The 17,343-nt window shown below is 66.3% G+C and carries 17 protein-coding genes; 3 read left to right on the top strand and 14 right to left on the bottom strand.

What is annotated here, in order from left to right; all coding sequences use genetic code 11:
• Positions 1 to 173: 173 nt before the first annotated feature.
• Both LN047_RS26325 and LN047_RS26320 read right to left on the bottom strand, forming a co-directional pair.
• A complete protein-coding gene (locus LN047_RS26325) occupies positions 174 to 824 on the bottom strand; it encodes a carbonic anhydrase (protein WP_056319841.1) in 651 nt (216 codons plus the stop codon).
• Positions 825 to 1,010: 186 nt separating this feature from the next.
• Positions 1,011 to 1,355 (bottom strand): FxLYD domain-containing protein, encoded by a 345-nt coding sequence (locus LN047_RS26320; RefSeq protein ID WP_056319838.1) that lies wholly within the window; start codon positions 1,353 to 1,355, stop codon positions 1,011 to 1,013.
• A gap of 217 nt (positions 1,356 to 1,572) precedes the next feature.
• On the opposite strand from LN047_RS26320, the gene LN047_RS26315 reads away from it, so the two are divergent.
• Complete coding sequence (locus tag LN047_RS26315; protein ID WP_062839027.1) at positions 1,573 to 1,899, top strand: PsiF family protein; 327 nt, start codon at positions 1,573 to 1,575, stop codon at positions 1,897 to 1,899.
• Between the two features lie 72 nt (positions 1,900 to 1,971).
• Here the strand turns inward: LN047_RS26315 and LN047_RS26310 are convergent, their stop codons facing one another.
• The 6 genes from LN047_RS26310 to LN047_RS26285 are packed head-to-tail and all read right to left on the bottom strand — an operon-like array spanning position 1,972 to position 5,831.
• Positions 1,972 to 3,012, bottom strand: coding sequence for a cyclase family protein (locus tag LN047_RS26310; RefSeq protein ID WP_373980664.1), 1,041 nt, complete (start codon positions 3,010 to 3,012; stop codon positions 1,972 to 1,974).
• Positions 3,013 to 3,017: 5 nt separating this feature from the next.
• On the bottom strand, positions 3,018 to 3,797 hold the full coding sequence (gene pcaD / locus LN047_RS26305; RefSeq protein WP_373980663.1) for a 3-oxoadipate enol-lactonase: 780 nt from the start codon (positions 3,795 to 3,797) through the stop codon (positions 3,018 to 3,020).
• Between the two features lie 58 nt (positions 3,798 to 3,855).
• Positions 3,856 to 4,152, bottom strand: a complete 297-nt coding sequence (locus tag LN047_RS26300) for a YciI family protein (protein ID WP_056319830.1) — start codon at positions 4,150 to 4,152, stop codon at positions 3,856 to 3,858.
• Between the two features lie 12 nt (positions 4,153 to 4,164).
• Positions 4,165 to 4,440 (bottom strand): muconolactone Delta-isomerase, encoded by a 276-nt coding sequence (gene catC / locus LN047_RS26295; RefSeq protein ID WP_171667756.1) that lies wholly within the window; start codon positions 4,438 to 4,440, stop codon positions 4,165 to 4,167.
• 60 nt (positions 4,441 to 4,500) lie between these two features.
• Positions 4,501 to 5,145, bottom strand: coding sequence for a 3-oxoacid CoA-transferase subunit B (locus tag LN047_RS26290; RefSeq protein ID WP_056319825.1), 645 nt, complete (start codon positions 5,143 to 5,145; stop codon positions 4,501 to 4,503).
• Positions 5,142 to 5,831 carry a 3-oxoacid CoA-transferase subunit A gene (locus LN047_RS26285; protein ID WP_056319823.1) on the bottom strand — a complete coding sequence of 230 codons (690 nt, stop codon included), beginning with the start codon at positions 5,829 to 5,831 and terminating at the stop codon, positions 5,142 to 5,144. Before LN047_RS26285 ends, LN047_RS26290 begins: the two co-directional genes overlap by 4 nt.
• A gap of 195 nt (positions 5,832 to 6,026) precedes the next feature.
• On the opposite strand from LN047_RS26285, the gene LN047_RS26280 reads away from it, so the two are divergent.
• Positions 6,027 to 6,809: an IclR family transcriptional regulator gene (locus LN047_RS26280; protein ID WP_373980662.1), complete on the top strand. Its 783-nt coding sequence runs from the start codon at positions 6,027 to 6,029 to the stop codon at positions 6,807 to 6,809.
• A 50-nt stretch (positions 6,810 to 6,859) separates the two neighbouring features.
• Here the strand turns inward: LN047_RS26280 and LN047_RS26275 are convergent, their stop codons facing one another.
• From LN047_RS26275 to ppc, 4 genes are all read right to left on the bottom strand, one after another.
• Positions 6,860 to 7,588 carry an SDR family NAD(P)-dependent oxidoreductase gene (locus LN047_RS26275; RefSeq protein WP_062839031.1) on the bottom strand — a complete coding sequence of 243 codons (729 nt, stop codon included), beginning with the start codon at positions 7,586 to 7,588 and terminating at the stop codon, positions 6,860 to 6,862.
• 139 nt (positions 7,589 to 7,727) lie between these two features.
• Positions 7,728 to 9,068 carry a short-chain fatty acid transporter gene (locus tag LN047_RS26270; RefSeq protein ID WP_056319815.1) on the bottom strand — a complete coding sequence of 447 codons (1,341 nt, stop codon included), beginning with the start codon at positions 9,066 to 9,068 and terminating at the stop codon, positions 7,728 to 7,730.
• A 168-nt stretch (positions 9,069 to 9,236) separates the two neighbouring features.
• The gene (locus tag LN047_RS26265; RefSeq protein ID WP_373980661.1) at positions 9,237 to 10,172 is read right to left on the bottom strand and encodes a 3-hydroxyacyl-CoA dehydrogenase family protein; all 936 of its coding nucleotides are present in this window, start codon (positions 10,170 to 10,172) and stop codon (positions 9,237 to 9,239) included.
• 1,024 nt (positions 10,173 to 11,196) lie between these two features.
• Complete coding sequence (ppc, locus tag LN047_RS26260) at positions 11,197 to 14,046, bottom strand: phosphoenolpyruvate carboxylase (RefSeq protein WP_373980660.1); 2,850 nt, start codon at positions 14,044 to 14,046, stop codon at positions 11,197 to 11,199.
• A gap of 166 nt (positions 14,047 to 14,212) precedes the next feature.
• On the opposite strand from ppc, the gene queC reads away from it, so the two are divergent.
• Positions 14,213 to 14,932: a 7-cyano-7-deazaguanine synthase QueC gene (gene queC, locus LN047_RS26255; protein WP_056319804.1), complete on the top strand. Its 720-nt coding sequence runs from the start codon at positions 14,213 to 14,215 to the stop codon at positions 14,930 to 14,932.
• A gap of 596 nt (positions 14,933 to 15,528) precedes the next feature.
• On the opposite strand, the gene LN047_RS26250 is transcribed toward queC, so the two are convergent.
• Both LN047_RS26250 and LN047_RS26245 read right to left on the bottom strand, forming a co-directional pair.
• Entirely contained in the window at positions 15,529 to 16,770 is a 1,242-nt protein-coding gene (locus LN047_RS26250; RefSeq protein ID WP_373980659.1) for an MFS transporter, read from the bottom strand.
• Complete coding sequence (locus tag LN047_RS26245) at positions 16,767 to 17,312, bottom strand: N-acetyltransferase family protein (RefSeq protein ID WP_373980658.1); 546 nt, start codon at positions 17,310 to 17,312, stop codon at positions 16,767 to 16,769. The genes LN047_RS26250 and LN047_RS26245 overlap by 4 nt, the downstream gene beginning before the upstream one ends.
• Between the last annotated feature and the right edge of the window lie 31 nt (positions 17,313 to 17,343).

Below are 17,343 nucleotides of genomic sequence, written 5' to 3'. Positions count from 1 at the left end.
GCGTGCTAACGCTGTCCAGCCTGCTTGCGGATGACAATCGGGAAGGCATGAAGCGGGGAATCGCCAGCGGCAAGGGGAAGCGGCCGGCGGCGGAAAGGCAGAGAGGCGCGTCGGACGAGCCGCGCCCCGCGTGCTGACGACGCCGGAACCCTTGCGGACCGGCGCTCACGGCTTTATTCCGTAACGCCCGTTTCCAGGCAGGGCTTGAACTCGCCGGATTCCGGATCGCGCAGGAACAGGACGCCGGTGGCCACGCCAAAGTAGGCGCCGTGCAGTTCCAGTTCGCCCTTTTCGACGCGGCGGCGGATTGACGGGAACGTCATCAGGTTGTTCAGGCTGTGCGCGACGGTGGCCAGTTCCAGGCGCTTGAGGTTGGCCTGGCGGTCGCCGGTCTCCGGGGACATGCCCTTGGCGACGGGTTCGATCTGCGACATCCATTTGCCGATGAAATCGCTCTTGCTGAGCGGCGTGGCGTCGTCGAAGAAGAAGCGGATGCCGCCGCAGGAGGCGTGGCCCAGGACGACGATGTGCTTGACGTTCAGGCCGTTGACCGCGAATTCGATGGCGGCGCTGGTGCCGTGGTACGACGATTCCGAGTCGGGATCACAGGGCGGCACGAGGTTGGCCACGTTGCGCACCACAAACATTTCACCGGGGCCTGCGTCGAAGATCGCTTCGGGCGACACGCGCGAGTCGCAACAGCCAATGATCAGGATTTCCGGGCTTTGGCCGATTTCGGCCAGCTTTTGGTAGCGGCTGCTTTCCGTCTGGAAGCGGCCGTCAAGGAAGGATTGGTAGCCTTCGGAGAGTCTTTTGGGAAACATGATCTTCAGTTCCTAATATCGAGGCCAGGCTTGCTGGCGCGCCGGCATACGCACGAAGGGGCTTCGTGTGGAAGCCCCTTTTATCGAGTCGGCAGTCGGGATTTTCCCATAATTGGGCTGATAGCCACCTGTCTAAACCCTGATATCGAAAGGGTTTTTTGCGGCGGGTCGAAGCCCTGGGGAGCCTTAGCGGGCCGCTACGTCCAGCGGGGTCACGCGGGCGAATTCAAGCGGCGTGATGGCCTTGACCACCTTGATCTGGCCGGGGGCGAGAGGGCCCACGATGTCTTCGCTGACCCGGCCGACCTCGCGGTTCTGGGCGTCGTACAGGACGTACGTCAGAAGGACGCTGTTGACGGGGCGTTCGGACTGGTTGGCCAGGAAACCAGTGATGGTCGAGACGTTGCGGGTGCTGTCGCGCACGGCCTGGACGTTGCCCAAAGTGACGCCATAGGCAAGGCTTTGCGCGCCGGCGGCGGCGGCGCAGGCGCTGGCCAGCACGGCAATCGAGGCGAGGATGATTTTTTTCATGGGCGTCTCCTGGGGCTCGCGGCGCGGGTTTTGCCTATCTCACTCCTTTCCGGCCGGGGATACAACGGGTCAGATGGATGAATGGGTAACAGGTTGCGGCGGAAGTTGCCATCGCTGTGGGTTTGTCCGATGATGACCGGGCCGGCGCCTTGGCCGGCGGACCGTGCCGCCCGCGTCGCGCGTGCCATTGCGCGAGGGGCGCTCAAGGGAGGAACTCATGCTTTCCCGTACCACCCAGCTGGCCTCGGCCATCCTGTTGTCCGCATGTTTTGCCGGCGCGCAGGCCCAGACCCCCGCCGCGCCCTCAACCGCCAAGACGCCCACGCCGCAGCAACAGCGCATGTCGGACTGCAACAAGGCCGCCGAGGGCAAGAAAGGCGACGACCGCAAGACCTTCATGAGCAGCTGCCTGAAGGGCGAGGAGCCGGCCAAGCAACTGACGCCGCAGCAGCAGAAGATGAAGGACTGCAACGCCAAGGCCGGCGAGCAAAAGCTGACGGGTGAGGCCCGCAAGACTTTCATGAGCACCTGCCTGAAGGGCTGACCGCCCGGCAAGCAAAAACGCCAGACGAGGTCTGGCGTTTTTTTTGGTCCGCTGACAGAGGCGCTATGCACGTCACGCCGTCGCAATCGGCGTAACGGGCGATCCGATCGCATGCGGCAGGCGCAGCGGGGGCGCTGTCAGCATGAAGTGGTGGCGGCCGTTGGCATGCAGGAAATCCGCCAGCTCCTTCAAATACCAAAGCTCGGCCAGCGGCAGGCCCAACTTGAACAGGCAGTGGTGATGCAGCGGCAGCATGGGACGCGCGCCGGACTTTTCGCGGGCGGGGTAGGCCTCGACCGCGTAGTTGTCGGCGCAGATGGCCGCGATGCCGCTGTCGGTGATCCATTGCAGCAGCGCGTCGTCGGTGCCGTCCAGCGCGGCGCCGTAGGTGTGCAGCACCTCGGGGTCCGGGGCGCCGTTCATGGCGACCACGGCTTCGGCGTAGCCGGTGCGCAGTACCAGCATGTCGCCGGGCTCCACGGCGATGCCGTCCGCGTCCAGCACGTGCATGAGTTCGGCGTGGCCGATCAGCGTGCGGCCCGGGCCGTAATGGCGGAACAGGTCCACCAGCACCCCGCGGCCCTGCATGCCCTTTTGTGCCAGATTCTCGACGCCCAGCTTCAGCGCGGCGGACGGGCCGCCGCTGTTGCAGCCGCAGCCGGTGTGGTCGCCGTCGGCGGGGCCCACGACGTCCACGCCGGCCTGAAAGCCGTTGTAGTAGCGCAGTTCCGGCGTGCCGTCGCCATCGGCGTCAAACAGCGCGCCCACGTGCGCCAGCGCGTCCCACTGCGTCGAGTACTGCATGGACAGCAGCACCTGGTCGTCGCTCAGCACGTCCAGCGCGTCCGGATTGACGTTCTTGAGCGGGAAGTTCAGGTACGGCGTGTCCTTGAGCTTCGTCGGGCTTAGCTGCGGCGGATGGCGTCGCGGGTTGAGCACGTTGCCGCCCGGCAGGTCCAGCGGCAGGGACAGGCAGAAGGTCTTGCCGGCGCGGATCTCGCGCGCGCCCTTCAGAACCTGCTCTTCGGTGATGAGGTTCAGGCGCCCGAGTTGGTCGTCGGGCCCGAAGTCGCCCCAGTTGGAGCCTTCGGGCCGGTGCTTCCAGCGTTGCATGCGGCTCACCCCGTCAGGAAGTCGACGACCACGCGGGTGAAGGCTTCCGGTTGCTCCCAGTTCGAGATGTGGGAGGTGTTCAGTTCGACATAGCGCGCGCCGGGAATGGCGGCGGCCAGTTCCTGGCCTTGCGCGGGCGTGGCGGCCAGGTCGTGCGTGCTGCTGATGACGAGTGTGGGCGCGGTGATCGAAGACACCTGTTCGCGGAAGTCGGCGTCGCGCAGCGCGGCGCAGTTGCTCGCGTAGCCCGCGTCCGGCGTGCGGCGCAGCATGTCGATCAGGACCTGCGTGAGGCCGGGTTCGGCGGCGCGGTAGCCGTCGGTCAGCCAGCGCTCGACCAGCGTGGGGGCCATCTTTTCCAGCGTCTGCTCAGCGACGGCGGCGATGCGGGTGCTCCAGCCTTCCGTGGAACCGATGCGCGCGGCGGTGTTGCACAGGATCAGCTTGCCGACGAGTTCGGGGCGCGCCAGCGCCAGCCACAGGCCGGTCGGGCCGCCCATCGACAGGCCGCAGAAGTGCGCGCGCTTGATGTCCAGGTGCGCCAGCAGTTCGGCGACGTCGTTGCCCAACTGCTCGAAGCTGTACTCGCCTTCGGGGACCGAGGACTTGCCGTGGCCGCGGGTGTCGTAGCGCAGCACGCGGAAGTGGCGGGTCAGTTCGGGGATCTGGCGGGCCCACATGTCGGCGCAGGTGCCCAGCGAATTGGAGAGCACGAGCACCGGCGCGTCGGCGGGGCCATCGATGACGTAGAACAGCCGTGCCTGGCTGAGATCGGCATAAGACATGTGGGATTCCTTCCGGGAAAGCCGCGGCCGCGCGGCGTTGACGGCGGCCGCGCGGGGATTACAGGTGGCAGACGCCGTCGACGTAGGCTTTGCGCCAGCGGGTGATGGTCACGCGGTCGAACAGGTCGGCCTGTGCGAAGGGGTCGGCATCGATGAACTGCTGCGCGGCTTCGCGCGTGTCGACGTCAACGATGTACAGGCCGCCGCCGGCATCCTTGCCGTCATCCTGCAGCTTGGCGCCGCACGCCAACAGGAGCTGCTTGTTGGCGTCCAGGTATTCCAGGTGCTTGGCGCGGTGCTGCTGGCGCATGTCCTGGTGGTTGGGCTTGTCGAAGGTTTCGATGATGTAGGGCATGCAAGGCTCCTGTCAGATCGCCGAGGGATGGCGCGCAAGCGCCGTGACTTCGATATCCATGTACGGGAAGAGCGGCAGGGACGACAGCAGCGTATGCAGTTCGTCGTTGCTTTCGACGTCGAAGATGCTGACGTTGGCGTAGCGGCCGACAACGCGCCACAAGCTCTTCCACTTGCCGTCGCGCTGAAGCTGCTGCGCCAGGGCCTTTTCGTCGGCCTTCAGTTTGTCGGCGCGGTCGGCGGGCATGTCGACGGGCAGATTGACTTGCATTTGAACCATGAACAACATGATGGACTCTCCATGATGCCGCCCCGGCTGGCGGGGCGGCGTATCGGCAATTAAGGGACTTCAGTTCGCAAACTTGAGCGGCAGGCCGGTCAGGCGCAGCAGCTCATCGGCGGTCATGTCGCCAAAGATGTCGGTGACGGTCACGCCGTCCTTGTTGATGTCGAACACCGCGACATCGGTGTACACGCGCGATACGCAGCGCACGCCGGTCAGCGGATAGGTGCAGGTCTCGACCAGCTTGCTCTGGCCTTCGCGGGTCTGCAGTTCCATCATCACGAAGACGTCTTTCGCGCCGATGGCCAGATCCATCGCGCCGCCCACGGCGGGGATGGCGTCGGGCGCGCCGGTGTGCCAGTTGGCCAGGTCGCCGTGCTGCGAGACCTGAAAGGCGCCCAGCACGCAGATGTCCAGATGGCCGCCGCGCATCATCGCAAACGAATCGGCATGGTGAAAGAACGAGCAGCCGGGCAGTTCGGTGACCGGCTGCTTGCCGGCGTTGATGAGGTCGTAGTCTTCCTCGCCCTTGGCGGGCGCCGGGCCCATGCCCAGCATGCCGTTTTCGGTGTGCAGAATGACTTCGCGGCCGGCCGGCAGGTGGTTGGCGACGAGCGTGGGCAGGCCAATGCCCAGGTTCACGTAGGCGCCTTCGGGAATGTCCTGCGCGACGCGGGCGGCGATCTGGTCGCGGGTCAGTTTGGTGCTCATTGCTGCTCCTTGGCGGCCGCTTGGCCTGCGATCTGCACGACGCGCTTGACGAAGATGCCAGGGGTCACGACGGTTTCGGGGTCCAGCTCGCCCAGTTCGACGATTTCGCGCACTTGGGCCACGGCGACGCGCGCGGCGCTGGCCATGATGGGGCCGAAGTTGCGGGCGGTCTTGCGGTAGACCAGGTTGCCCCAGCGGTCGCCGCGTTCGGCCTTGATGAGCGCGTAGTCGGCGTGCAGCGGGTACTCCAGCACGTACTGGCGGCCGTTGATTTCGCGGGTTTCCTTGCCATCGGCCAGCGGCGTGCCGTAGCCGGTGGGCGTGAAGAACGCGCCGATGCCGGCGCCGGCGGCGCGGATGCGCTCGGCCAGGTTGCCTTGGGGCACCAGTTCCAGTTCCAGCTTGCCGCTGCGGTACAGGCCGTCGAAGATCTGCGAGTCCGCCTGACGCGGAAACGAGCAGATGATCTTGCGCACGCGGTTGGCACCCAGCAGCGCGGCGAGGCCGGTGGTGCCGTTGCCGGCGTTGTTGTTGATGATGACCAGGTCCTTGGCGCCCTGTTCAAGCAGGGCGTCGATCAGTTCCATGGGCTGGCCGGCGGTGCCGAAGCCGCCGATCATGACGGTGGCGCCATCGGGGACGTCCGCCAGGGCGGCGGCAGCGCTTGCAACAAGCTTAGAGATCATGATGTTCGCTCATAGGTGGCGTGTCATAATTTGTTCTTCTTTCGAACTTTCGTTCTTCTGAAGAACATCGTTTCATGGGGACTGCGAAGGCGTCAAGGCATGCCCGCACGCCGCACTCTCCATCGTTCGGAGTCGCCCGCAAGGGGCAACGCAGGGCTCGCCGGCGGCGGGCCTTTTACTCTTGGAACCAGACGGATGGCCGAGCAAGATCCCCAGCAACCCAGCGACAGTTACGTGCAATCCTTCGCGCGCGGCCTGTCGGTGATCCGGGCCTTCGGCCCCGACCGTTCGCAGATGACGCTGTCCGAAGTCGCGGCCGTGACGGGCCTGACCCGCGCGGGCGCGCGCCGCATCCTGCTGACGCTGGAACACTTGGGCTACGTCACCGTCGAGGACCGCAAGTTCTCGCTGACGCCGCGCATCCTGGAGCTCGGTTACGCCTATCTGTCGGGCACGCCGCTGTGGAACCTGGCGCTGCCCTACATGGAAGAAGTCGCCGAGCTGACGCTCGAATCGTGTTCCGTGTCGGTGCTGGAAGGCGCCGATATCGTCTACATCCTGCGGCTGTCGACCCATAAGGTGATGACGATCAACCTGGCCGTGGGCAGCCGCTTGCCGGCCTGGGTGACGTCGATGGGCCGCGTGCTGCTGGCGGGCCTGCCGCCGGCCGAACTGGACCGCGTGCTGGCGATGAGCCAGATCCAACGCTACACGGCGGATACCGTTACCGACATCGATGAGATCAAGCGCGTGCTGGCCGGCGTGCGCGCCGATGGCTACGCGTGCGTGGCGCAGGAACTGGAGCCCGGCCTGCAGTCGGTGGCGGTGCCCATCATCGACCGCAGCGGCCGCGTGATTGCCGCGATGAACGTCAGCGGCCATGCCAACCGGTTTTCGCGCGAGGCGATGCTGGAGGCCTTTCTGCCGCCGCTGCGCCGCGCCGCCGACCAGATCAACCACGCGCTGCTGCGCCGCTAGGCAGCGCGGGCGGATGGCGAGGTCGGTCGGCAGGGACATGGCGGCCGCGTTCAGATGGGTGCGACGCCAAGCGTCGTGCCGCCGCAGACATACAGCATCTGGCCGGTGACGAACCCGTTGTCGGGCGACAAAAAGAACATCGCGGCGCGCGCGACGTCTTCGGGCGTGCCCAGGCGCTTGACGACGATGCTGTTGATGATGCGCTCGGTCTGCGGCGCGCCGGCGGGATTGCTCTTGGTGAAGAGGTCGGTGGCGATGGGGCCGGGGCCGATGGCGTTGACGGTGATGCCATCGCCGCCCAGTTCCATGGCCAGTGTGCGGGTCATGCCCACCAGTCCGGCCTTCGTGGCCGAATAGACCACGCGATCCGGCTTGCCCAGCGCCGCGCGCGAGGACATGTTGACGATGCGGCCGAAGCCGGCTTCGCGCATGGCGGGCAGCGCGGCCTGCACCAGGATGAGCGCGGTGCGCAGGTGCAGATTGACGACGTAGTCCAGGTCGGCCAGCGTGGCGGTGTCGGCGGTGCCGGGGCGCGTGGCGCCGGCGTTGTTCACGAGGCCGACAATGTTGAACGCGCTGGTGACTTCGCGGGCGACTTCCTGCGTGCGCGCTTCATCAGTCAGATCGGCCTGATACGAGACCAGACCCGCCGGGGGATTCTCGGGCAGCTTGTAGTCGATGTTGACGACCTTGTGGCCGGCATCGAGCAGCATGCGGACGATGGCGGCGCCGATTCCGGCGCTGCCGCCGGTGACGAGATATGCGGTGGGTTTGGTCATATCAATTCCCGTTCGATTCAAAAAAACAAGGCTCTGACAATAGCCCTAGTCCCGCCCCAGATCGGGGACACCGCCAGATCCGGCTCCGCCGGTCTGCAGGTGTCGCCCCTGGGGGCGCGCGTAAGCGCGTAGGGGGGGCTCAATGCGTCAGATAGCCCCATGCCAATACTGCGGTGATGTGGATCACGCCGACCCACAGCATCATGATGACGGTATAGCCCATCACGTCGCGCAGCTTGAGCTTGGACAGGGCGAGCGCGGGCAGGATCCAGAAGGGTTGCACGAGGTCGTTCCAGGCGTTGCCCAGCATGACGGCCATGGTGGTCTGGTTGAGCGCGCTGCCGATTTCCTTGGCGGCGTCGATCATGAACGGACCCTGGATGACCCAGTGGCCGCCGGCGGACGGCGCAAAGAAGTTGATGACGAACGAGCTGATCAGGCCCCAGAACGGCAGCGTTTCAGGCGTGGCGACGTCGACAAAGACCTTGGAGATCGAGGTAACCAGACCCGAGGCGGCCATGATGGCCATGATGCCGGCGTAGAACGGGTACTGCAGGATGATCCCGGAGATGGTCTTGATGCCTTCGGTCAGCTTGGCGACGTAGGCGGCGGGGGTGCCGAGCAGGATGATGCCCAGGAACAGGATGATGAAGTTGATGAGGTTCAGGTCCAGCGAACCGCCGTCCATGAAGTGAAAGACGACATAGGCCACGCCGAGCGCGCCGATGAGCAGGCTGAGCAGGCGGCTGTTGTTGAGCTTGGAGGCGAGGGTGCCCTTTTCGAGCATGTCTTCGGCGGCGCTGGACGCGTTGGCGTCGCGGTCGATGTTGGGATCGACTTCGACGATGGCTTCACCCTTCTTGGGGTGCAGCCAGGCGTTGAGCAGCGGCAGGGTGATGATGATGACCAGGCTGGTGATCAGCATGGGCACGGAGAAGATGGTTTGGGACAGGGGGATGGTGCCCATCTGCGCGGCGGTGGGGTGACCAGGCGTGGCGACGAGCACGGGGATGCTGGCCGACAGGCCAAGACCGTACATGGTGAAGCCGCTGTAGGCGGCGGCGATGATCAGGGGGTAGTGCACGCCCTTGACCTTCAGGGCCAGTTTCTTGGCGACGATGCCGCCGATGACCAGGCCAAAGCCCCAGTTCAGGTAGCTGCCGATGCCGCCGACAAGGGTGGCGACGATGATGGCGGTGTGCGGCTTGTGGACGTGGCTGACGATGCGGTTGAGCATTCGGTCGGTCAGCGGCGCGGTGGCCAGCACGTAACCCATGGCCAGGATGACGGCCATCTGGGTGGTGAAGGCCAGTAGGCTCCAGAAGCCTTTGCCCCAGGCGCGGGTGACGTCGCCGATGCTCTGGCCTTCGATGCCCATGGCCAGCAGCACGGTGAGCAAGGTGAGCGCGATCGCAAAGACAAAGGGATCGGGCAGATACTTGCGCATCAGCTCGGTGAAAAATGAAGCCAATTTATTCATGGTGCCTCCAACAACTCCGTAAGGCGGTTCTCTGATGTCCGGCGGCGCGCGTCATCGGGTGACGATGCGGGCGCGCGGGACGATTGCTTTTCTTTGTGTGGGTGGGCTCGTGGCCCGAGGCGCGGTCGGTCGTGGCCGCCGCGCTTTTTGTGGATGTTTGAGAACGGCTCAGGAGCCGCCGGCCTTGCCGTTCAGCCAGGCGGCCAGTTCGCCGAGGGCGGCGCTTTTCTCGCGCAGGACGCGTTCGCGGCGTTCGGGGCTCCAGGTGTAGAAGCCCTGGCCGCTCTTGGCGCCGAGGTGGCCGCTGTCGACTTTGCTCTTGAGCAGGTCGGACGGTTCGGTGCGGTTTTCGAGGTCTTTGTAGAGGTAGCTGGCGATGGCGTAATGAACGTCGATGCCGTTCATGTCGCGCTGCTCCAGGGGGCCGGACAGGGCCAAGCGGATGCCGAGGCTCCACTTGACGACTTCGTCGATGTCTTCGGCGCTGGCAACGCCCTTTTCCAGCAGGGAGATGGCTTCGCGCGCAAGCGCATGCTGGATGCGGTTGGCGATGAAGCCGGGAATGTCCTGCCGCACGAGGACGGGGCGTTTGCCGCCGAAGCGCAGGGTGGCCATGACTTTGGCAACGGTGTCCTCGGAGGTGTCGTCGTTGCGGACGACCTCGACGAGCGGAATGACGTCGGCGGGGGTGAAGAAGTGGGCGCCCACGAAGCGGTCGCGGCGCTGGACGGCGCTAGCGATGGCGTTGATGGACAGGCCGGAGGTGTTGGTGGCGAAGAGGGTGTGCGCGGGGCACAGGGTGTCGAGCTTGGCGAAGATGCCGCGCTTGAGATCCAGGTTCTCCGGGACGGCCTCGATGACGAGGTCGCTGGCGGCGGCGGCTTCGAGGCCTTGCTCCATGCGGATGCGCTGGATGACCTGCTGGACTTCGCCGGGCGCGTAGACGTTCAACTGCCGTTCGATGGCCTTGAGGGCTCGGTCCAGGGCGCCGTCGACCGGATCGATCAAAACGACATTGAGTCCCTTCGAGGCGAACAGCGCGGCAATGCCGCTGCCCATGGCGCCTGCGCCGATGACGGCGAGATTTCTGAGGGGAGTGTCCATATGGTTCGCTTGGTGCTTGCGGCTGCTGCTTGCACGCGGGCACGCGGGGACCAGGAGGAACGCTGTCTCGTCCGAGGGTGCCTTTCTGTGCGCGGCTGGCCAGAAAAATCTTTGTGTTCTATATACGAACATTTGTGCGTGTATAGAATTTCTGTGGGGGATAGTACTAAAAGTTGCTGGGGGTGGACAAATGGGGGATGGGGGGTGTTCGGTGGGTGGACGGTGGGTGGTGCGTGGTGCGTGGGGCGTCGGGCTGAGGTTCGGGGGCGAAGGGTTTGTCTGGCGAGGTAATGGCTTGTGAAGCGGTGACGTGTGCGGGTCTTGTCCGCTGGCTGTGGTCTTTGCGGATGGGGGAGTGTCCGGGTTTTTGTGTGCAGGCCTATGATGGTTTTCAAGGAGACCGTGGCAGTGTTCTTTTGGCGCCCGGCGCGTCGTCGGCCTGGGGCGCGCGGGGCTACGATTGCGGTCCGGAGCCTTCGCTCCGGACTGCCCCTTCGTCAACCTCGTACGCCTTCGGCTCCCTTCGGTTTCCCTCGGGCGCATCTACACGCCCCGCGCACCCCAGGCCGCCACCACGCCGGGCTCGGGTGAATTCAGCTTGGCGGGCTCTGGGGGGGGGTGGGGTTCTTGAGGTTCTTGCTTGCGGTCGTGCGGGTTTGAAGCGTCTTGCGGTGCCCGCCCCGCGGCGGCCGCGCGGGCGGCCTGGCGGGGCTTACGCGGTGTCTTGCGTTGGCGTGATGACGCTTCGCGGTCGCCCAGTCTTCTAGGTATCTGACGGCCTAGATGCAGACGCTCTTAGGTGTCTGACACCCTTAAGCACTGTCGTCTGAATCTGCAGATCGTGTTGCCGGGTGTCTGACACCGGCCGAAGATGCCAGTTCCTCCCAGCTGCTCCCAGGTGTCTGACACCCTTAAGCACCGCCGCTTGAGCCTGCCGCGACGTGGCCGGGTGCCTGACACCGGCCGCAAGCTGCAATCCTGGTGGCGTCATCGACATCCGCAGTTCCGGTTCCCGCCAGCGTTCCTACCCCGAATTCCGCAGTCCCGCCGCGATTCCGTTGATCGTCAGATGGATCGCGCGCTGCACGCGCTTGTCGACCTCTGCAGCGGGATTTTTCTGCGCGGCACGATGCCGGCGGATGAGGTCGATCTGCAGATAGTTCAGCGGGTCGATATACGCGAAGCGTTCGCGCAGCAGGATTTGCAGCGTGGGGTTGTCGGCGAGCAGTTCGCGTTGGGTCAGCAGTTTGAGCATGGCGAGCGTGCGGCCGTGTTCGGCGCTGATGGCGCCGAAGATGCGTTCGCGCAGGGCGCGCTGGGGGACGAGTTGGGCGTAGCGGGCGGCGATGGCGAGGTCGGATTTGGCCAGCACCATTTCCATGTTGGAGAGCAGGGTGCGGAAGGCGGGCCAGTCGCGGGCCATTTCGCGTAGTTGGGCGAGGCGGCCGCGGCGGGAGCGGGGGGCGTCGGGGGCGCCGGTTTCGAGGTAGGCCTCGATGGCCGAACCCATGCCGTACCAGCCGGTGAGCATGAGGCGGCATTGGGCCCAGGAGAAGCCCCAGGGGATGGCGCGCAGGTCTTCGATGCGTTGGCCCTTTTTGCGGGAGGCGGGACGCGAGCCGATGTTCAGGCCGGCGATTTCGCTGATGGGCGTGGCGGCGAAGAAGTATTCGGCGAAGCCGGGGGTGTCGTAGACGAGGCCGCGGTAGGTGCGTTGCGCGGTGTCGGACATGAAGGACATGGCGGGGCCGTGGTGGGCCATGTGGGCGTCTTCGGCGCTGGTGGCTTCGGCGCGCGGGGCGAGGCTGGATTCGAGGGTGGCGGCGACGAGGAGTTCAAGGTGCCAGCGGCCGACTTCGGCGTCCTTGTACTTGCTTTGGATGACTTCGCCTTGCTCGGTGAGGCGGATCTGGCCGGCGACGGTGCCGGGAGGCTGGGCAAGGATGGCGTCGAAGCTGGAACCGCCGCCGCGGCCGACGGAGCCGCCGCGGCCGTGAAAGAGGCGCAGGCGGACGTTGCGGCTGGAGAAGACATCGACCAGCGCGCGTTCGGCCTGGTAGAGCGACCAGTTGGAGGTCAGGAAGCCGCCGTCCTTGTTGCTGTCGGAGTAGCCCAGCATGACTTCCTGCGCGCCGTTTTGCGCGCGCTTCACGCGTTGGCGGATTTCGGGCAGGTCGAGCCAGGCGGCCATGATGTCGGCGCCGCGTTGCAGGTCGGGGATGGTTTCAAAGAGCGGCACGACCATGAGGCCGTCTTCGGGAAGGATGTCCTGTCCGGCGGGCGCGATGAGGCCGGCCTCTTTCTGCAAGACCATGACTTCGAGCAGGTCGCTGAGCGTTTCGGTGTGCGAGACGATGGTCTGGCGCACGGCCTGTTTGCCGTAGCGCGCGCGGCCGGCGGCGGCGGCGCGCAGGACGGCGAGCTCGCGGGTGGTGTCTTCGGAGTAGGCGATCCAGGGCGACGCGAGCGGGCGCGCCTGGGCGAGTTCGGCGCGCAGGAGTTCGACGCGTTCGTCTTCGGTCAGGGCCAGGTAGTCGAGAGGCTTGCCGTTGTGCGTGGCGCCGGCGCGCGAGAAGAGTTCGGCAAGCGCGCCTTCGTGGACGTCGGAGCTTTGGCGCAGGTCGACGGTGGCCAGGTGAAAGCCGAAGACTTCGAGGGCCTGCTGCAGGCCGGAGAGGCGCAGCTTGGCGAGGGGGGCGCCGTGGTGCGCGGCGAGGGATGCGGCGATGACGGCGAGGTCGGCGGCGAATTCCTGGGGGGCGTCGTAGGCGGGGGCGGCGACAGTGCTGCGGCGGGCAAGGTTCTGGCCGGTCAGGCGCAGCGCGGTGGCGGCCAGCCGGGCGTAGACGCCGACGAGGGCGCGCCGGTAGGGTTCGTCGCGGCGGTGCGGGGAGTCGTCGCCGCTGCGCTCGGCGAGCGCGAGCAGTTCGGGGTCTGCGGCGATGAGCAGGGTGGTGATGGACAGTTCAGCGCCCAGCGCGTGGACTTCCTGCAGGTAGTGTTCAAAGAGGACGGTGGCCTGGCGCAGCAGGGCGCGTTCGAGCGTGGCGGCGTCGACGTTGGGATTGCCGTCGCGGTCGCCGCCGATCCAACTGCCCATGCGCAGGAAGGGTTCGAGCGGCGGGGGCGGGGCGGCGAAGGGTTTGGCGGACTCGCGGTTGAGCAGTTTGGAGAGGTCGCCGTACAGGCGCGGGATGACCTGCAAAAAGGTGCTGCGATAGTACGAGAGCGCGTTTTCGATTTCGTCGGCGACGGTCAGGCGCGTGTAGCGCAGCATGCGGGTCTGCCACAGGGTGGCGACGCGGCCGAGCAGGGCGGTGTCGAGTTCGGCCAGTTCGTCGGGCGTGAGCTGGGCGTCGCGCTGCGCAAGCGCGCTGGCGATTTCGCGGTGGACGTCGAGCGTGCTTTTGCGCTGCACTTCAGTGGGGTGCGCGGTGAGGACGGGCATGACGCAGGCTTCGGCCAGCAGGCGGCGGATGCGCGCCACGCCGACGCCCTGGCCGCCAAGCACCTGGATGGCTTCGCGCAGGCTGCCACGCGCGGGCGTGCCGTCGGTGAGGGCGCGGGCGCGCTGGCGGCGGTTCTGGTCGCGGTCTTCGGCGATGTTGGCCAGGTGCAGAAAGTAGCTGAAGGCGCGTGCGACGGAGTTGGGGTCGCTGCCCTGCAGGCGCTTGACGCGTTGCTCAAGCAGTTTGCTGTCGGCGTCGTCGCCTTCGCGGCGGAATTTGACGGCGGTGCGGCGCAAGGTTTCGATGGTGTCGAAGACGCGCTTGCCTTCGCATTCTTCGATGACTTCTCCTAACAGTCGGCCTAACAGCCGGATATCGTGACGCAAGGGTTCTGCGGAATCTGACTGCGTGCGCTTGGCATTCATCGTGCGGGGATCCGTCTGATGGCTGTTGGAAGAGGAAAAGTCGAAGCGGGCGTTGCGGGCAAACCTTGAAAATGATGGGTCGATTTTACGCAGCGTTCCTTACGGGGAAGGCCGTTTGCTCGGTTAAAGTGCGAGGTATCCCTTCGTTATTCCAGAAGCCCCCTTTATGCAAAATCATCAACGTCGCGCGCTCGTGCTGTTCTCGGGCGGCCAGGATTCCACCACTTGCCTCGCCTGGGCGCTTGACCGCTATGCGCATGTGGAGACGGTGGCGTTCGATTACGGGCAGCGTCATCACATCGAACTGTCTGCGCGGCTGAATGTGCTGCGCGAGATCCGGGCCAATTTTCCGGACTGGGCGGCGCGGTTGGGCGAGGACCATCTGCTGGACCTGAAGGTGCTGGGTCAGGTGGGCGATACGGCGATGACTAGCGACCGCGCGATCGAGATGCAGGCCAACGGGCTGCCGAATACGTTTGTGCCGGGGCGCAATCTGTTGTTCCTGACGTTGGCGGCGGCGCTGGGGTATCGGCGTCAGCTGGACGTGCTGGTGGGCGGGATGTGCGAGACGGATTTCTCGGGGTATCCGGATTGCCGGGACGACACGATCAAGGCGCAGCAGGTGGCGTTGGGGCTGGGACTTGGGTCACGGGTGACGATCGAGACGCCGCTGATGTGGATCGACAAATCTGAGACCTGGGCGCTGGCTTATGCGCTGGGGGGTGATGCGTTGGTGGAGACGATCGTCGAGGAAAGCCATACGTGTTATCTGGGGGAGCGGGGGGCTCGGCATGATTGGGGGTACGGGTGCGGGGAGTGTCCGGCTTGCAAGTTGAGGAAGATCGGGTGGGAGAAATGGGTGGTGGCTTCTGCGGCTGAGGGGTGAGTGGCTGGTCAGCTCGGCAATGGCCTGGGGCTGGTTCTTGAGACGCTCGGTGTTTCGGAGGCCTAGCGCTGGTTCCTAAGACGGTCGGTGTTTCGGCGGACTGGATCTGGTTCTTAAGACGGTCGGTGTTTCGGCGTACTGGAGCTGGTTCTTGAGACGCCCGGCGCGTCGTCGGCCTGGGGCGCGCGGGGCTACGATTGCGGTCCGGAGCCTTCGCTCCGGACTGCCCCGTTGTCATCTTCGTCAGCGCCTTCGGCGCTTCCTTCAGATTCCCTCGGGCGCATCTACACGCCCCGCGCACCCCAGGCCGACGACACGCCGAGCTCTGGTGGTTTCAGCTTGGCGGGCGCTGGGGCGAATCGAGTTCTTAAGGTTCTTGCCTGCTGTCGTGAGGGGTTGAAGCATCTTGCGGCGCCCGCCCCACGACGGCCGCGCGGGCGGCCTGGCGGGGCTTACGCGGTGTCTTGCGTTTGGTGATGACGCTTCGCACGTTGCTGCGGTGTGTTCGCACTAGGTGTCTGACACCCTACAGAAACGCCATCCCATCTAGCGCCACCGCCTCCTGGGTGTCTGACACCGTCCCAAGAACGCAGCGCTCAAACACCATCCCGCGCCGTCGGCACAACGGCAGGTGTGACGGCCGCCATCACTGCCGCTTCATTCACCCGCCCGATAAACCTCCATCTCAGCATCACCGCTGCCGCAGCAATGACCGCTGCCAACGCTGCGGACGCCATCATTGCTGCTTTCGCGCCTTGCCACTCGATGACATACGCATACGCAACCGGCGCGGCGGCGGTGAGTAGAAAGCTGGGGATCAGCAGCGATCCGACCAGCGCGCCGTAGCTTCGGAAGTCGAAGAGCGCCAGCGGCAGGGTGCCGCGGGTGATGGTCATGAGGCCGTTGCAGGCGCCGTAGAGCAGGGTGTAGGCGGCGGTGGTGTAGAGGTGCCCGCCGGGAACGAGGGCGAGCAGGAAGCATAGGGGGAGGGCGAGGCCCACCGCCAGGTTGAGGGTCAGGGGATGCAGGCGGGCGCCGACGAGGACGTCGCCGAGGCGCGCGGCGAATTGGCCGATGCCCCATAGGGCGGCGACGCTGACGGCGGCGGCGGTGGCCAGGCCCAGGCCGGTCAGCAGGGAGAACAGGTGGGCGGCGTTGCCGGCGGCCAGGAAGTTGGTCAGCATCGCCATGACGGCGTACAGGGTGCCGGCCAGGCGGCGTTCGGCGGCGGTGCGGGTCAGGGCGGTGGCGGCCTTGCCGGGGTCGGTGTGGGTGGCGGCGGTGTAGCGGCGGCGGGGCAGGGCCAGGTAGAGGGGGACGGTGGCGAGCGCCAGTGCGGCGTAGCACCAGGCGGCGCCGCGCCAGCCCAGCCATTCGGCAAGAAAGTGGCCGACGGGCCACATGACGGTGGATGCCAGGCCGCCGAAGAGGGTGATCTGGGACATGGGCCGGCGCGCGGCGGGGCCGGCGGCGTGGGCCAGGGCGGCGAAGGCGGCGTCGTACAGGCACAGCCGCATGCCGACGCCCAGCGTGGCCCAGGCCGCGAAGTAGAGGGCGAGGGAGTGCGTGACGGCGAGCAGGGCGCAGCCCAGCGCGGAAAGCACGGCGCCGGCGGGCATGACGCGGTGGCCGCCCCATCGGTCCACTGCGGCGCCGGCGGCGGGCGAGACCAGGGCCATGACGACGATGGCGGCGGAGAAGCCGCCATAGATGGTGGCGGCGTTCCAGCCCAGGTCGGCGGTCATGGCCGGGCCCAGGGCGCCGATGAGGTAGAAGGTGACGCCCCAGCCGACAAGCTGGGTGAGCCCCAGGCAGATGACGGCGTGGGGGCGGATCATGGGCGTTGCGGCGGCGTGGTGTCGCCGTCGCCCAGGCTGCGCTGCATGAGGATGGTGTCACGCCATTCGCCGTGCTTGTGACCGACGGAGCGCAGGGTGCCGACGGGGTGAAAGCCCTGGCTGGCGTGCAGCGCCAGCGAGGCGGCGTTGCGGCTGTCGCCCACGACGGCCAGCATCTGGCGCCAGCCGGCGGCGGTGCAGCGTTCGATCAGGGCGGCGAGCAGCTTGCCGCCGATGCCCAGTCCGGCGCGGCCGGCCTTGACGTAGACGGAGTCCTCGACGGTGTGGCGGTACGCGGGGCGCGGGCGGTAGGGCGTGACGTAGGCGTAGCCGACGACTTCGCCATTGATCTCGGCGACGAGGTAGGGCATTTCCTTTTCCAAAACGCCGGCGCGGCGCTGGCGCATTTCGGCGATGGAGGGCGGGTCGAGCTCGAACGAGGCGGTGCCGTGCTGCACGTGGTGCGCATAGATGGTCTTGATGGCGGGCAGATCGGCTTCCGCGCTGTCGCGGATGAGGACGGTGGGCGAATGGGGCGACATGGAAATAGCCGGAAATTTAGTAGGCGGTCAG

The organism is Achromobacter sp. JD417 (assembly GCF_041879325.1).
Classification (GTDB): Bacteria; Pseudomonadota; Gammaproteobacteria; order Burkholderiales; family Burkholderiaceae_B; genus Achromobacter; species Achromobacter mucicolens.
Note: the sequence above shows the minus strand (reverse complement) of the source record. Positions and strands in the feature narration are given on the sequence as shown.

Excerpts from the sequence above, each read along its gene's own strand:
- LN047_RS26280 (WP_373980662.1), top strand. The coding sequence starts at position 6,027 with ATGGCCGAGCAAGATCCCCAGCAACCCAGCGACAGTTACGTGCAATCC.
- queC (WP_056319804.1), top strand. The coding sequence starts at position 14,213 with ATGCAAAATCATCAACGTCGCGCGCTCGTGCTGTTCTCGGGCGGCCAG.
- LN047_RS26275 (WP_062839031.1), bottom strand. The coding sequence starts at position 7,588 with ATGACCAAACCCACCGCATATCTCGTCACCGGCGGCAGCGCCGGAATC.
- LN047_RS26265 (WP_373980661.1), bottom strand. The coding sequence starts at position 10,172 with ATGGACACTCCCCTCAGAAATCTCGCCGTCATCGGCGCAGGCGCCATG.
- LN047_RS26290 (WP_056319825.1), bottom strand. The coding sequence starts at position 5,145 with ATGAGCACCAAACTGACCCGCGACCAGATCGCCGCCCGCGTCGCGCAG.
- LN047_RS26300 (WP_056319830.1), bottom strand. The coding sequence starts at position 4,152 with ATGCCCTACATCATCGAAACCTTCGACAAGCCCAACCACCAGGACATG.
- LN047_RS26315 (WP_062839027.1), top strand. The coding sequence starts at position 1,573 with ATGCTTTCCCGTACCACCCAGCTGGCCTCGGCCATCCTGTTGTCCGCA.
- LN047_RS26310 (WP_373980664.1), bottom strand. The coding sequence starts at position 3,012 with ATGCAACGCTGGAAGCACCGGCCCGAAGGCTCCAACTGGGGCGACTTC.
- LN047_RS26245 (WP_373980658.1), bottom strand. The coding sequence starts at position 17,312 with ATGTCGCCCCATTCGCCCACCGTCCTCATCCGCGACAGCGCGGAAGCC.
- LN047_RS26325 (WP_056319841.1), bottom strand. The coding sequence starts at position 824 with ATGTTTCCCAAAAGACTCTCCGAAGGCTACCAATCCTTCCTTGACGGC.
- catC (WP_171667756.1), bottom strand. The coding sequence starts at position 4,440 with ATGTTGTTCATGGTTCAAATGCAAGTCAATCTGCCCGTCGACATGCCC.
- LN047_RS26270 (WP_056319815.1), bottom strand. The coding sequence starts at position 9,068 with ATGAATAAATTGGCTTCATTTTTCACCGAGCTGATGCGCAAGTATCTG.
- LN047_RS26320 (WP_056319838.1), bottom strand. The coding sequence starts at position 1,355 with ATGAAAAAAATCATCCTCGCCTCGATTGCCGTGCTGGCCAGCGCCTGC.
- LN047_RS26285 (WP_056319823.1), bottom strand. The coding sequence starts at position 5,831 with ATGATCTCTAAGCTTGTTGCAAGCGCTGCCGCCGCCCTGGCGGACGTC.
- ppc (WP_373980660.1), bottom strand. The coding sequence starts at position 14,046 with ATGAATGCCAAGCGCACGCAGTCAGATTCCGCAGAACCCTTGCGTCAC.
- pcaD (WP_373980663.1), bottom strand. The coding sequence starts at position 3,797 with ATGTCTTATGCCGATCTCAGCCAGGCACGGCTGTTCTACGTCATCGAT.
- LN047_RS26250 (WP_373980659.1), bottom strand. The coding sequence starts at position 16,770 with ATGATCCGCCCCCACGCCGTCATCTGCCTGGGGCTCACCCAGCTTGTC.